The sequence below is a fragment of the Rhizobium sp. SG741 genome, from assembly GCF_012275435.1.
GTDB lineage: Bacteria > Pseudomonadota > Alphaproteobacteria > Rhizobiales > Rhizobiaceae > Rhizobium > Rhizobium lusitanum.
The window spans coordinates 427,889-442,212 of sequence record NZ_JAAZQP010000006.1 but is presented as its reverse complement, the minus strand read 5'-3'; the positions used below and the strand labels follow the sequence as shown (position 1 = coordinate 442,212).

The window sequence follows — 14,324 nt, the reverse complement described above, 5'->3', positions numbered from 1 at the left end:
CAAATCAAAGCGAGCCATCACTGCCTCCAAATCAACGGAAGCAGTGAATCACAATCCATTAAAAACAAAAACTATTTTATGGGTATGTGACCTAGAGCATTTCCAGGAAAAGTGCGAAGCGGTTTTCCGTCTGGAATGCGTAAAGAAACAAAACGCACTAAAGGCCCCAGCAAATGCCAATCATTGCGCGCGCGGCCGGCATTTATACCGCAAATGCGGCGCAGGCTGCGAGCGTGGTGCTGGTTGCAGAGCTGATTGGCCGCCGATGGGTATACTGCTGTCTGGAAAGATCGAATTTGGTTGGTCCGATTGCAGATCCGATTTCGGGCCCTGCCCAGGCGACTTATCCCTCCGGGCCTATTTTCGGCCCAGAGGGATAACAACTCCAGATAGTGCTCATGACGGTTTCGGAGTCTTGTCGATGGGCAATCGCCTTTACGGAGGTCACGGCGGCGGATATCCGGCAGATCGTGCCATCGACGGCGATGTCAACTTGCTCCAATCAGCACGTCCGCGGGCTGATTGGAATGGTTGCAGCTCATTTTATCGACGGATCCTGCATAACCTTGATGAGCTGCTTAGATGATAAGCCCATCAGACCGCATGATACGCCGCGATGATTGCGCCAACCTGTCCCGAATCCAGCGCTTGCAACTGAGCAGTTGTGATCGCCAACAATTGATCACTCTTCAGGTTCGCGATATCCGTTGTCGACAACCCCGATAATGCCGTTCGATTGATGGCTGCGATATTGGCGGTCGACAATTCTGCAATATCTGCGGTCGTCAGGGCTGCGACCTGCGCCGAGCCAAAGGCTCTGACCTGTGCTGTGCCGAAAGCCCCAATCTGGCTGGAGCTCAAAGTGTCGATCTGGGCGGTGGTGAGCCCTGCCACGGACCTCGAGCTTAGGGCGGCGATCTGGCTGGTCGAGAGGGCTGCAATATTGTCGGTGGTCAGAGCCGCGACTTGCGCAGAGCCGAAAGCACCGATCTGGGCAGTGGTCAACGTAGTGACCTGGAGGGTGGTCAGCACTTTGACCTGGCTGGTCTTCAAGGCTGCGATTTGACCCGTCTTCAGGACGGCGACTTGGCCAGTAGAAAGTGCTGCGATGTTGGCCGCCGATAGTCCGGACATTGCTGCTGAAGTGATCGCTGCAATACTGGCGGTCGACAATTCGGCAATATCTGCAGTCGTCAGGGCCGCGATCTGCGCCGAGCCGAGGACTCCGACAAGTGCGGAGCCGAGAGCTTCAATCTGGCTGGAGCTCAAGGTGTCGATCTGGGCAGTGGTGAGCCCTGCCACGGACCTCGAGCTTAGGGCGGAGATCTGGCTGGTCGAGAGGGCTGCAATATTGTCGGTGGTCAGGACCGCGACTTGCGCAGAGCCGAAAGCACCGATCTGGGCAGTGGTCAACGTAGTGACCTGGAGGGTGGTCAGCACTTTGACCTGGCTAGTCTTCAGGGCTGCGATCTGACCTGTCTTCAGGGCGGCGAACTGGCCAGTAGAAAGTGCGGCGACATTGGCCGCCGACAGTCCGGACATTGCTGTTGAAGTGATCGCTGCAATATCGGCGGTCGTCAATTCTGCAATATCGGCGGTGGTCAGGGCCGCGACCTGCACCGAGCTGAAAGCACCGATCTGGGCAGCGGTCAACGTGGTGATCTGGAGGGTGGTCAGCACTTTGACCTGGCTGGTCTTCAGGGCTGCGATCTGACCCGTCTTCAGGGCGGCGAGCTGGCCAGTAGAAAGCGCGGCGACATCGTCCGTCGACAGTCCGGACATTGCTATTGGAGTGATCGCCGCAATATCGGCGGTCGATAATTCCGCGATATCGGCGGTCGACAAGGCCGCGACCTGCGCCGAGCCAAAGGCTCCAAATTGGGACGATGTCAAAGCCTCAATCTGTGAAGAATCCAAATCCTCGATTTGATTGGTGCTCAGGGCCGTGACTTGTGCTGTGCCAAGGCTCGCAATCCTGGTCGCGTCAAGAACGGCCAACTGGCTCAGACTGAGGCCCTTGATCCCGCTAACGGATATGGCACTGATCTGCCCGGTCGTCAGGATTGCGATATCATCGGTTCGCAAGGCAGCAATCTGAGCTGACGAAAGCGTCTTGACCTGCGTGGAGTTCAGCGCGACCACGTCATTGGTGGTAAGAGACGCGATTACCGTGGTGGAAAGAGATCTGATCTGGTTGGCGGTCAGAGAAGAAATGATTGAGGTCATTAGCGTGTGGGCTCCGCAATATTAACCGATTTCAAATGTCACCTCTCCGCAACCGATGGTGTGAAGGGAGCACGCGGGTCTTTTGGCAACTGCCTTGGATGTGCTTGCTCCTGAAGTTCGCGTAACTGTTATGATCAGAAGCCGCTATTGGCATCGACCATTTGAGCGTCCCGTTAGACGGAAAGAGTGTTCCGGCGTCTAGGAATGCGAGTATCCCAAGAGTTGCAGCATCCGTTAATTTAAAATTTACCCTAGCGGGCTTCACGTTGATTCGCATTACATGGAGATTCTTTGGAGCGGAGATTTTAAAAGCCGCCAACATACCAACTGTGATGCCGCGCCGAGTGATCTGGGGTAGTTCAAGCACGGGAGAGGGGCGGGGGCTATTTTCTCCTTGCCTGCATCAAGGCACCGTAGGCATCGATCAGGCGGTCGACATCAAGTCCGTTTTCTTGCGGGCCGAAACTCAGATGGCTCACCATAAAGTCAGAATAGATAGCTGTAAGACGCCCCAGAAGCTCTGGTAAATCGATCGTCAACTGGGCCTCATCATCGCCTTTTGGCAGCGCCATATGCACCAAATCCTTCCCAAGCCAGGAAATAAAATTGATCGACTGACGCCCTTTCCACTCAACGACCTGAGCGGGCAATGGCAGTCGCTTGTCATGGCTTTGCAAGAAGAAATCATGGAGCTCAGTCGCGCGCTTCCCGCTCTGCCACAAGCTTCCACCAAATCCTCCCGGCGGATGTTCAAATTGGCCGAGCCGATCAGGAAGCGATCCTGCGACCTGCTGCCAGTACGCACACACTCCGTTGTTCACGACATTGGCCGAAACGATGAAGTAGTTCGGGTTGCTCCGTCTAAATTCTATAAAGCCGTCGAGCTTATCGACGTCCACGTAGACAATGTCATCGTCACACTTCAAAAATACCGTATCCGAAAACCTCTGCAGCCTGGTCGCGTAGTAATTGTAGGCCTGCCAGTATGGGGGCCTCTCGTCCGGATTGCCGAGGAAACGCTGTATGCGTGAGCCGGAGTTGCCGAGCTCCAAACCGGCGCCCCATCCTCCACGCACCATGATCGATGCGCCAAATGGCAAATTGATTTCCTGCCATTGGCCGACGAGCACGTGATTGACGTGTAGTTGAACACCGCCCGCGTCACTTTTGAGAACGATCTGATTAGGCATACCCGGAGAGAGAATACCAGGCGTTGACCTCGTCCATGTCGCCGAATCATTTGGACGTTCGGAATTCATCAATTCACTGCGCGGAAGTTTGCGCAGAGCCGTATACTGATTGTCCCAGCCGCCTATGACGATTTCGAAAAAGTGGTCGCTATCATCATGTGGCAAGATCGCAATATGAAGATCATTGGTGATCGACGCGCTCGCGCGGAACCAAGACTGGTTGGTAACGGTTCCCGCCAACTGATATTGGGCGCCGGATCCCATATAGCGCGCCGGGCCAAATTCGCGGCTGATCCATTCATGGTCGTTCTGTGAACGTGTGAAATCCCAAATATGCCACTCGTCTATTATTCCGCGATCCATCGCTTCGCGGATGTAGTCGGTCAGAATTTCCATTCTCTTCTGCCTGCCGGCAAATGTCACAAGTACAACAGGGGCCATACAATTCTCACCGCTTGAAATGAGTGCGTTAGTTACGGATTTGGAGTGGCAGCTCTGCCCACAGGCGGCCGTCGGGCGAGACTGGTGTATAGTCGTGCCGCTGGATCAACTTTTCGATGTATCGGTGCCTGTAAGTTCTGTCGTCTTGGAACTCCACATTCTCCAAAACGATCTCCGCCCCGATTTCGTAGTATAGGTCGAGATTACGCAAATCCGGCGTTGGAGTTTCACCACGCTCAGATTCGCCCTGCATTTGCCAGAACAACTGTTCAAGGCGCCGTGCCGTACCCGGCATGTCGCGCAAGGCGCTCGTGTCTCGCTGGCGTTGCAATGCTTCTCTGATCGCCCTTAACCGACCAGATTGCCGCGCAAGATCAATGGCCTTCGCCACATAATCATCCGGTCCGTGACAAATCAGTTCACTGACGCCCGCTGCAGAAACGATGCTGGCGCAGAAACGCGCAGCGAAGCCTCTCCCGGGAAAGGTAAGAACCGGCAAGCCCATCGTCAGAGCATCTGATGCCGTAGAGTGAGCGCCGTAAGGGAAGGTATCGAGGAAGAGGTCGGCCAGCCCAATTCGAGCAAGATGGTCTGGGTTTGCAGCCTTAGGCGCGAAAATGAGGCGTTCGGCGGCAACGCCATGTTGCGCTGCTATTTGGCGCAGGCGCTGATTGACATCGTCATCGCCGCCAAGCAACCACAAAACGCTGTCGGGAACTGCCGAAAGTATCGTCATCCAGCGAGCAAAGCATGCGGCGGTGATTTTCTGCATGCCGTTAAAGCAGGCAAATATAAAAGCATCCTCAGGCAGTCCTGCTTCCGGGCGGCTTGGCCGGGAGCCGATGAGCCGTTTGCGATCGACAGGTTGATCGCACGCGATCCGCAGCACCTTTTCCGTGAAATAGATTTCATTTTCAGGCGGAATGATTTGGTCGTCCGCAATGATATATTGATGATAGGGGCTGCCCATGGAACCGGGGTAGCCGCAGAAATTGACGATCACCGGGGCTGGGCGGAAGGCAAAGATTCCCGTTCTTGCATGCTTTGTATAGCCGTTGACGTCGATGAGGATGTCGATTTCGTCCGCACCAATCTGTGCGGCCGCATCGATATCGCTGAGCCCGGTAATATCACGCCAAGAGTCGACGGCGATTTTGATCCGTTCCTGCGTCGCATCGTTCGTTCGCGGCTCACCGCAATAATAAGCGAAAACTTCGACGCTACGTTTATCATGTAGCTCGAGAACCTCGCTGAGCGCGAAGCCCACAGCGTGATCCCGCAAATCTGACGATACATAGCCGACACGCAAGCGCTGTTCGGTTCCGGTTTTCATCCGTGGCTGCTTGCGTGGGAAGTTCTTAAGATCGGGTTGTCCGACCAGTTGCTTATTGTAGCGATAAGCTTTGGCAAGCTGAAACAAGGGATCGTCGACGTGGCAGGCAAGCGTCAACGGAGACATCGCGTCGAGCAATTGGCGTGTTGAAACATGATCTGAGCCAACCAATGTTGGCCATTTGCATTGGCGCTGCCGCAGTGACGTCCAATGCTGAGCTGATTCGGTTTTGTCCGGCCGCAACTCGATAGCTTGCCATAGCGCCGTTTCTGCCTTTTCGAAATGACCTGCGTTTTCGAGAACACGGCCGACATGCTGCAGCATCATCAAACGATGACCTGCTCGTTCCGCCGTGATTTCATTCGTGGCATCCAGGTAACTGTACCATTGCTGGACTGCCTGGCCGGTTGAACCGCAATCTTCGAGTGCCCGACCAAGGTTGATGTGTGCCTGCCCGAATCGCGGATCAATTTTCAAACAGGCGCGCAACGCATGAATCGCTCCAGCCACATCCCCCAACTGCCGCAAAATGACGGAGTAATTGAAGTAGACAACGTGCAGCAACGGATGCGTGTCGTTGAACGCGATCCACGTTCTGTAAAGCTCTGACGCCAGCCGTGCTTGACCCGTCTCGCTGAGGCTCTCAACGAGCTGCAGTAACTCGGAAAGGGATAGGTGCTGATTTCGCGCCCTGTTCAGGAGCTCTACGAGCGGAGGCGGAACATCCGGGGCAACTGCATTGTTAACGAGCATATGCATCCTAGCAGTAAATGGTCTTCCGGTCGGGTTCGAAGCCGGAGGAAGTGGCATTGCTCTCGTGTATCGATGCTAGCTTGCTTTGAGCTTGTCACTATTTCGCGTATGTGCAGTCAATATTCGATTTTATTAATTAATTATTGTATCAATAACGAACAAATGATCTTATTGGGTGGCGCGATATGTATAACTAAGATAAACCAAGGCAATTTTTGCAATTAAAATGTGATATTTTTTATGCATTGTGTAAATATGTGAGATTTATAGAATTATTTTAATGTTATATGCCATATATTGCGGGATATAACCAGCTGTATTGAAAAAGTAATGCGTATTTCCCAGAAGTTAATTTGATTTCGCCGTAATGATTGATTTCTTCGAGCGGAATACAGGAATTAAGCTTGTATGTCCGCAAGCTCTCTCGCGGATTGTGGATTAATATAAGTATATCCCCGGTTGTTTTTCGTGGCTTCTGGTAAAAGTTATGCCACGTTAACCGTAAATTAAAGGCGGCCCATTAATTCTCTGGTTAAGACACGGGCTGATGACGCAACATTAGCGTGTGCTGAAGTCAAGATTTTGATCAAACGGCTCAGCGCTAGCGAGACGTTTATACGAAGGCGTTGGGATCAGGGTCGTTACGGACCCTGCGTGCATGAAGCCCTTCCAGCGCTTCGGCTTTCGCGAGCCATGTTTCTCACAACATTCTTTCCGTCCGGCAGGACACTTGAGTGGCAGGCGCAATAACCGCCTCTGACCACGTGGGTGTCGGGGTTTCGGCGCGACCTGCGTCCGAAGCCCCGGTCAAGAGACAGGCGCGCTCTTTTACGCTGTCGACGTCAGAGAAATGGCATCAGCTATAGGTTAACATTAGGGGCCCCCACACCAATGACCTCAATCATTTCTTCTTTGACCGTCAATCAGATCAAATCTCTTTCCACCACCGTCATCGCATCTCTCACGACCAGTGACGTGGCAGCATTGAGCACCACGCAAATCAAAGCGCTTTCCTCATCACAGATCAAAGCGCTGCAGACCGACGAGGTCGCAGCCCTGACGACCGATCAGATGAGCGCGGTATCCGCCAGCGCGATCAAGGGTCTCAGCCTGAGCCAATTGGCGGTTCTCGACACGACAAAAATAGAAAACCTGAGCACAGAGCAGGTCGCCGCCTTTAGCGCGGATCAGATTGGGGGATTTGGCTCGTCGCAGGCTGAGGCTTTGACCACCTCACAGGTCCACGTCTTGAGCTCCGCCCAGATCGGCGCCTTGTCGACGGATGACATTGCCGGCTTCTCGACCGCCGACATCGCCGCCATCACGACTGCCGCTCTTGCCGGTCTGTCGACGGCCAATGTCGCGGTCTTGTCGTCCGATCAGGCTGCCGCCTTGACCACGGCACAGGTTGCTGTGCTGAAAACCACTCAGATCCATGCTCTGACCTCGACCCAAGTCGGTGCGCTCAGCACCTCGCAGGTCGGAACTTTCAGTTCGACCCAGGTCGGTGCTCTCACCACGGACAATGTCGCGGGCCTGTCGACCACCCAGGTTGCAGCGCTTAGCGCCAAGTCGGTCGCCGGCTTCACCACGGCCCAGGTCGGTGCGCTCGGTTCCGACAAGGTTGCCGCCCTGACGACCGCTCAGGTCGGCGCCCTGAGCTCTGCTCAGATCGGTGCTTTGAGCAGCGCCGAGATCGCTGGTCTGTCGACCGCTGACATCGCTGCCATCAACACCGCAGCACTGGGCAGCTTATCAACGGCCAATATCGCAATCCTGTCGTCCGATCAGGCTGCTGCCTTGACCACGGCCCAGGTCGCGACGCTCAAGACCACGCAGATCCATGCTCTGACATCGACCCAGGTCGGTGCGCTCAGCACCTCGCAGGTCGGAACTTTCAGTTCGACCCAGGTCGGTGCCCTCACGACCGACAACGTCGCCGGTCTTTCGACCACGCAGATTGGTGCTCTCACCTCAAAGTCTGTGACGGGTCTGTCCACCGCTCAGGTCGGCGCGCTGAGTTCGACACAGGTCGAGGCGCTGAGCCCCGTCCTTATCGGTTCGTTGAATTCTGCCCAGATCGGTGCCTTGTCGACAGACGATATCGCCAGCTTCTCGACCGCCGACATCGCCGCCATCACGACTGCCGCTCTTGCCGGTCTGTCGACGGCCAATGTCGCGGTCTTGTCGTCCGATCAGGCTGCCGCTTTGACCACGGCACAGGTTGCTACGCTCAAGACCACGCAGATCCATGCTCTGACGTCGAGCCAGGTCGGTGCGCTCAGCACCTCTCAGGTCGGCACCTTGAGTGCCGCTCAGGTCGGTGCCCTCACGACCGACAACGTCGCCGGTCTTTCGACCACGCAGATTGGTGCTCTCACCTCAAAGTCCGTGACCGGTCTGTCGACCGCTCAGGTCGGTGCCCTAAGCTCGACACAGGTCGAGGCTTTGAGCCCCACGCTTGTCGGTTCGTTGAACTCCGCACAAATCGGGGCCTTGTCGACGGCTGACATCGCTACCTTCTCGACCGCCGACATCGCAGCGATCAACACCGCGGCGCTTGCCGGTCTGTCGACGGCCAATGTCGCGGCCCTGTCGTCTGATCAGGCTGCTGCCTTGACCACGGCTCAGGTTGCTACACTCAAGACCACGCAGGTCAACGCCCTGACCTCGACCCAGGTCGGTGCGCTCAGCACCTCTCAGGTTGGAGCTTTCAGCGCAACCCAGGTCGGTGCTCTGACCACGGACAATGTCGCCGGACTGTCGACCACGCAGGCCGCAGCCCTCAGCTCCAAGTCGATCACCGGTCTCACCACCGCTCAGGTCGGTGTACTTGGCTCGGCCAATGTCGCGGCACTCAGCACGGCTCAGGTCGGTGCCCTGAACTCCACTCAGATCGGTGCCTTGAGCAGCGCTGAGCTTGCCGGTCTGTCGACCGCCGATATCGCCGCCATCAACACCGCGGCGCTTGCCGGTCTCTCAACGGGTAACGTTGCGACACTATCGTCTGACCAGGCTGCTGCGTTGACGACGGCACAGGTTGCTACGCTCAAGACCACGCAGATCCATGCTCTGACGTCGACCCAGGTCGGTGCGCTCAGCACCTCGCAGGTTGGAGCTTTCAGCGCTGCCCAGGTCGGTGCTCTGACCACGGACAATGTCGCCGGACTGTCGACCACGCAGGCCGCAGCGCTTAGCGCCAAGTCGATCACCGGTCTTACCACCGCTCAGGTCGGTGTACTCGGCTCGGCCAATGTCGCGGCACTCTCCACGGCTCAGGTCGGTGCCCTGAACTCCACTCAGATCGGTGCCTTGAGCAGCGCTGAGCTTGCTGGTCTGTCGACGGCGGATATCGCCGCCATCAACACCGCCGCCCTCGGAGGACTGTCGGAGGCCAATGTTGCAGCCCTGTCGTCTGATCAGGCTGCCGCTTTGACCACGGCTCAGGTCGCGACGCTCAAGACCACGCAGATCCACGCTCTGACCTCGACGCAGGTCGGTGCGCTCAGCACCTCTCAGGTTGGAGCTTTCAGTTCGACCCAGGTCGGTGCTCTGACTACCGACAATGTTGCGGGCCTGTCGACCACGCAGGCCGCGGCCCTCAGCGCCAAGTCGATCACCGGTCTCACCACCGCTCAGGTCGGCGCACTCGGCTCGGCCAATGTCGCGGCACTCTCCACGGCTCAGGTCGGTGCCCTGAACTCTACTCAGATCGGCGCTTTGAGCAGCGACGAAATCGCCGGTCTGTCGACGGCGGATATCGCCGCCATCAACACCGCCGCTCTCGGAGGACTGTCGACGGCCAATGTCGCGGTCTTGTCGTCCGACCAGGCAGCTGCCTTGACGACGGCACAGGTTGCTACACTGAAGACCACGCAGATCCATGCTCTGACGTCGAGCCAGGTCGGTGCGCTCAGCACCTCTCAGGTCGGCACTCTCAGCGCTGCCCAGGTCGGTGCACTGACCACGGACAATGTCGCCGGTCTTTCGACCACGCAGATTGGTGCTCTCACCTCAAAGTCTGTGACGGGTCTGTCCACCGCTCAGGTCGGTGCACTGAGCTCGACACAGGTCGAGGCTTTGAGCCCCGCGCTTGTCGGTTCGTTGAACTCCGCACAAATTGGTGCCTTGAGCAGCGCTGACATCGCCAGCTTCTCGACCGCCGACATCGCAGCAATCAACACCGCGGCGCTTGCCGGTCTGTCGACGGCCAATGTCGCAGCCCTGTCGTCCGATCAGGCTGCCGCCTTGACCACGGCGCAGGTTGCTACACTGAAGACCACACAGGTCAACGCCCTGACCTCGACCCAGGTCGGTGCGCTCAGCACCTCTCAGGTTGGAGCTTTCAGTTCGACCCAGGTCGGTGCTCTGACTACCGACAATGTCGCCGGACTGTCGACCACGCAGGCCGCAGCCCTCAGCGCCAAGTCGATCACCGGTCTTACCACCGCTCAGGTCGGCGCACTCGGCTCGGCCAATGTCGCGGCACTCAGCACGGCTCAGGTCGGTGCCCTGAACTCCACTCAGATCGGTGCCTTGAGCAGCGCAGAACTCGCTGGTCTGTCGACGGCGGATATCGCCGCCATCAACACCGCCGCTCTCGGAGGACTGTCGGAGGCCAATGTCGCAGCCCTGTCGTCTGATCAGGCTGCCGCCTTGACCACGGCTCAGGTCGCGACGCTCAAGACCACGCAGATCCATGCTCTGACGTCGACCCAGGTCGGTGCGCTCAGCACCTCTCAGGTCGGCACCTTGAATGCCGCTCAGGTCGGTGCCCTCACGACCGACAACGTCGCCGGTCTTTCGACCACGCAGATTGGTGCTCTCACCTCAAAGTCCGTGACCGGTCTGTCGACCGCTCAGGTCGGTGCCCTAAGCTCGACACAGGTCGAGGCTTTGAGCCCCACGCTTGTCGGTTCGTTGAACTCCGCACAAATCGGGGCCTTGTCGACGGCTGACATCGCTACCTTCTCGACCGCCGACATCGCAGCGATCAACACCGCGGCGCTTGCCGGTCTGTCGACGGCCAATGTCGCGGCCCTGTCGTCTGATCAGGCTGCCGCCTTGACCACGGCTCAGGTCGCGACACTCAAGACCACGCAGGTCAACGCCCTGACCTCGACCCAGGTCGGTGCGCTCAGCACCTCTCAGGTTGGAGCTTTCAGTTCGACCCAGGTCGGTGCTCTGACTACCGACAATGTCGCCGGACTGTCGACCACGCAGGCCGCAGCCCTCAGCGCCAAGTCGATCACCGGTCTTACCACCGCTCAGGTCGGCGCACTCGGCTCGGCCAATGTCGCGGCACTCAGCACGGCTCAGGTCGGTGCCCTGAACTCCACTCAGATCGGTGCCTTGAGCAGCGCAGAACTCGCTGGTCTGTCGACGGCGGATATCGCCGCCATCAACACCGCCGCTCTCGGAGGACTGTCGGAGACCAATGTCGCAGCCCTATCGTCTGATCAGGCTGCCGCCTTGACCACGGCTCAGGTCGCGACGCTCAAGACCACGCAGATCCATGCTCTGACGTCGACCCAGGTCGGTGCGCTCAGCACCTCGCAGGTCGGCACTCTCAGCGCTGCCCAGGTCGGGGCCTTGACCACGGACAATGTTGCGGGCCTGTCGACCACGCAGGCCGCAGCGCTTAGCGCCAAGTCGATCACCGGTCTCACCACCGCTCAGGTCGGTGTACTCGGCTCGGCCAATGTCGCGGCACTCTCCACGGCTCAGGTCGGTGCCCTGAACTCCACTCAGATCGGTGCCTTGAGCAGCGCAGAACTCGCTGGTCTGTCGACGGCGGATATCGCCGCCATCAACACCGCCGCTCTCGGAGGACTGTCGGAGGCCAATGTCGCAGCCCTGTCGTCTGATCAGGCTGCCGCTTTGACCACGGCTCAGGTCGCGACGCTCAAGACCACGCAGATCCACGCTCTGACCTCGACGCAGGTCGGTGCGCTCAGCACCTCGCAGGTTGGAGCTTTCAGTTCGACCCAGGTCGGTGCTCTGACTACGGACAATGTTGCGGGCCTGTCGACCACGCAGGCCGCGGCCCTCAGCGCCAAGTCGATCACCGGTCTCACCACCGCTCAGGTCGGCGCACTCGGCTCGGCCAATGTCGCGGCACTCGGCACGGCTCAGGTCGGTGCCCTGAACTCCACTCAGATCGGTGCCTTGAGCAGCGCAGAACTCGCTGGTCTGTCGACGGCGGATATCGCCGCCATCAACACCGCCGCTCTCGGAGGACTGTCGGAGACCAACGTTGCGACACTATCGTCTGATCAGGCTGCTGCCTTGACGACGGCTCAGGTCGCGACGCTCAAGACCACGCAGATCCATGCTCTGACCTCGACCCAGGTCGGTGCGCTCAGCACCTCTCAGGTTGGCACTCTCAGCGCTGCCCAGGTCGGCGCTCTGACCACGGACAACGTCGCCGGTCTTTCGACCACGCAGATTGGTGCTCTCAGCACAAAGTCTGTGACGGGTCTGTCCACCGCACAGGTCGGCGCACTGAGCTCGACACAGGTCGAGGCTTTGAGCTCGACACAGACCGCAGCCTTGACTTCAAGTCAGATAGGTGCGCTGTCGACGGCCGATATTGCGGTCTTCTCAACCGATGATATCGCGGCTATCACCACCACAGCCCTTGCCGGTCTGTCGACGACGGATATCGGAAGCTTGTCGAGCGGTCAGTTGCAAGCGATCACGACAACACAGCTGCAGGCTATGAACACTGATCAGGTAGCAGCCGTCATTGCGGCTTATCACGCCGCCTAATCCAATCGCACAGCGATTGCGGTGCGATTAGTCTCGAACGACACGAAAATATTCACGGCGCCTACAAGGCGCCGTGAACTTTTGATCGGCTATGTGGCGGAAGCCCAGCAAGCGGTTGCAAAAAGCGTCAGTCTCAACCGTTGATGCGGCCACAGTTTATGAGGCCGCGTCTACGAAGCCACGAAAAACGCGGTTTCCCGGATGGTCCGTTCCGGCAAATAGCTCCTGGTGCCATTGAAGGCCAATCGCAAACGCGTTGGATACGATTTCGATGGCCTCCACGATACCGTCTTCTGCGCAGGCACTCGCAATCACGGCGGGCGAAAGTTGCACGACCGCTTCGCGGTGAAAAGTGTTCACCTCAATGCGCAGCGTGCCGATAATGTCCGCCAGCCGCGAGCCTGGAAGGATATCGACGAAATGCAGTTGCCCTCGCTTGTCGTGCTCGGACGCAGCAGGAACGGATGCGCGTAGGTCGGGTGTGAGGCGACATCCGCTCAGGCAGGCAAGCATCTGCATACCCGCGCAAATGCCGAGGACGGGCTTGTTCCTCTCAAGGTAGCCCTCAACCATGGCTCTTTCGACATCGAGGCGTTCCGATGGTGGGGCTTTGGAGACTTCGCCGGGGATATACCAATCGTCGGGATAAGCGAACCGGCCGCCCACAGACACCAGGCCATCAAACTCGTTCAAAACAACATCCACGACTTCAGGCAGATAGGGGATGCCGAAAGGTAGGCCTCCCGCATCCCGAATAGCCTGAAAATATCCCTTCGCCGCTTCGTAGCGGGTGCCGCCTGTGCTCGTGTTCTCATCGAGAATGATGGCAATGCGGGGCTGATGCATGAGGTCCGGTCCTCCAACCTTTGCTTATTTCAACATAGATTCCCCTACGTCACGAAATGAGCAGCCTTTAAACAAGTACAGGCGTCTGTATAAACTCGGATCTAAATCGAGCGCAATTTCGTTGGGCTCTCGGCATTCACACTGGGCTGTCGACCTTCCAATTAAAGCGATGGGACGACCGATACCCTGAGGGCAAGAGCATAAGCTGGGCTCCGTCGATACGGTCTTTCTCACTTTTATCCGCAGCAGGCGCTCTTTTGCGATGAAGGACCGCAGCAGCTAACGCCTTTTCCAGTTTCCTCAGCAAGCCAGCGATCGCGGGGCTTGCAGCTTGCCGGCCGTGCCGCAAGCTCGATATGGACCTGACCGGCGCGAAGGTTAGGGTAGGCTGCCTGGTAAAGCTGCATCGGCTGCACGCCATCGCTCACCTCAAAGGTCAGCTTGGCCGAGCCGTCGAGTTTCACATGTTCGGACACTTTGCGAATGATCGCCGCGAACTTGCCGGCCGGCATATGGGTGCGATCATCCTCGTCAATATCCCAAAGCTGCACGAAAATCTCCGTCCAGGCTTCCGGGTTGGCGCCGCAGTCGAGCGCGGCGAACTGGCCGGCTTTGACCTCGGTCACATGATAGCCACCCTTCACAGACCGACCGTCGTAGTGGAACACCAGTGGCAGATCCTTCGCTGTCGCCAGCGTTTCGAGAAGCAAACCAAGGCTGATATCGGTGCGCTGAATTTTCGAGTTGTCGATCGCATTCATTTG

7 protein-coding genes are annotated in these 14,324 nt (G+C 57.8%); 2 read left to right on the top strand and 5 right to left on the bottom strand.

Going from position 1 to position 14,324, the window contains the following annotated elements:
* Window positions 1-586: hypothetical protein (locus FHT29_RS34310; protein WP_210255485.1), on the top strand; the 586-nt coding region annotated here is incomplete at its 5' end.
* Window positions 587-594: 8 nt separating this feature from the next.
* Here the strand turns inward: FHT29_RS34310 and FHT29_RS18420 are convergent.
* From FHT29_RS18420 to FHT29_RS18410, 3 genes are all read right to left on the bottom strand, one after another.
* Complete coding sequence (locus FHT29_RS18420) at window positions 595-1,998, bottom strand: hypothetical protein (protein WP_168599984.1); 1,404 nt, start codon at window positions 1,996-1,998, stop codon at window positions 595-597.
* 611 nt (window positions 1,999-2,609) lie between these two features.
* Window positions 2,610-3,857, bottom strand: coding sequence for a hypothetical protein (locus tag FHT29_RS18415; protein WP_168599983.1), 1,248 nt, complete (start codon window positions 3,855-3,857; stop codon window positions 2,610-2,612).
* A gap of 28 nt (window positions 3,858-3,885) precedes the next feature.
* Complete coding sequence (locus tag FHT29_RS18410) at window positions 3,886-5,943, bottom strand: glycosyl transferase (RefSeq protein WP_168599982.1); 2,058 nt, start codon at window positions 5,941-5,943, stop codon at window positions 3,886-3,888.
* Window positions 5,944-6,834: 891 nt separating this feature from the next.
* On the opposite strand from FHT29_RS18410, the gene FHT29_RS18405 reads away from it, so the two are divergent.
* The gene (locus FHT29_RS18405; protein ID WP_210255484.1) at window positions 6,835-12,714 is read left to right on the top strand and encodes a hypothetical protein; all 5,880 of its coding nucleotides are present in this window, start codon (window positions 6,835-6,837) and stop codon (window positions 12,712-12,714) included.
* Window positions 12,715-12,870: 156 nt separating this feature from the next.
* Here the strand turns inward: FHT29_RS18405 and FHT29_RS18400 are convergent, their stop codons facing one another.
* Together FHT29_RS18400 and FHT29_RS18395 are read right to left on the bottom strand one after the other, a co-directional pair.
* Window positions 12,871-13,560, bottom strand: a complete 690-nt coding sequence (locus FHT29_RS18400) for a gamma-glutamyl-gamma-aminobutyrate hydrolase family protein (RefSeq protein ID WP_113109024.1) — start codon at window positions 13,558-13,560, stop codon at window positions 12,871-12,873.
* 236 nt (window positions 13,561-13,796) lie between these two features.
* A complete protein-coding gene (locus FHT29_RS18395) occupies window positions 13,797-14,321 on the bottom strand; it encodes a DUF6428 family protein (RefSeq protein WP_113109023.1) in 525 nt (174 codons plus the stop codon).
* Window positions 14,322-14,324: the final 3 nt, after the last annotated feature.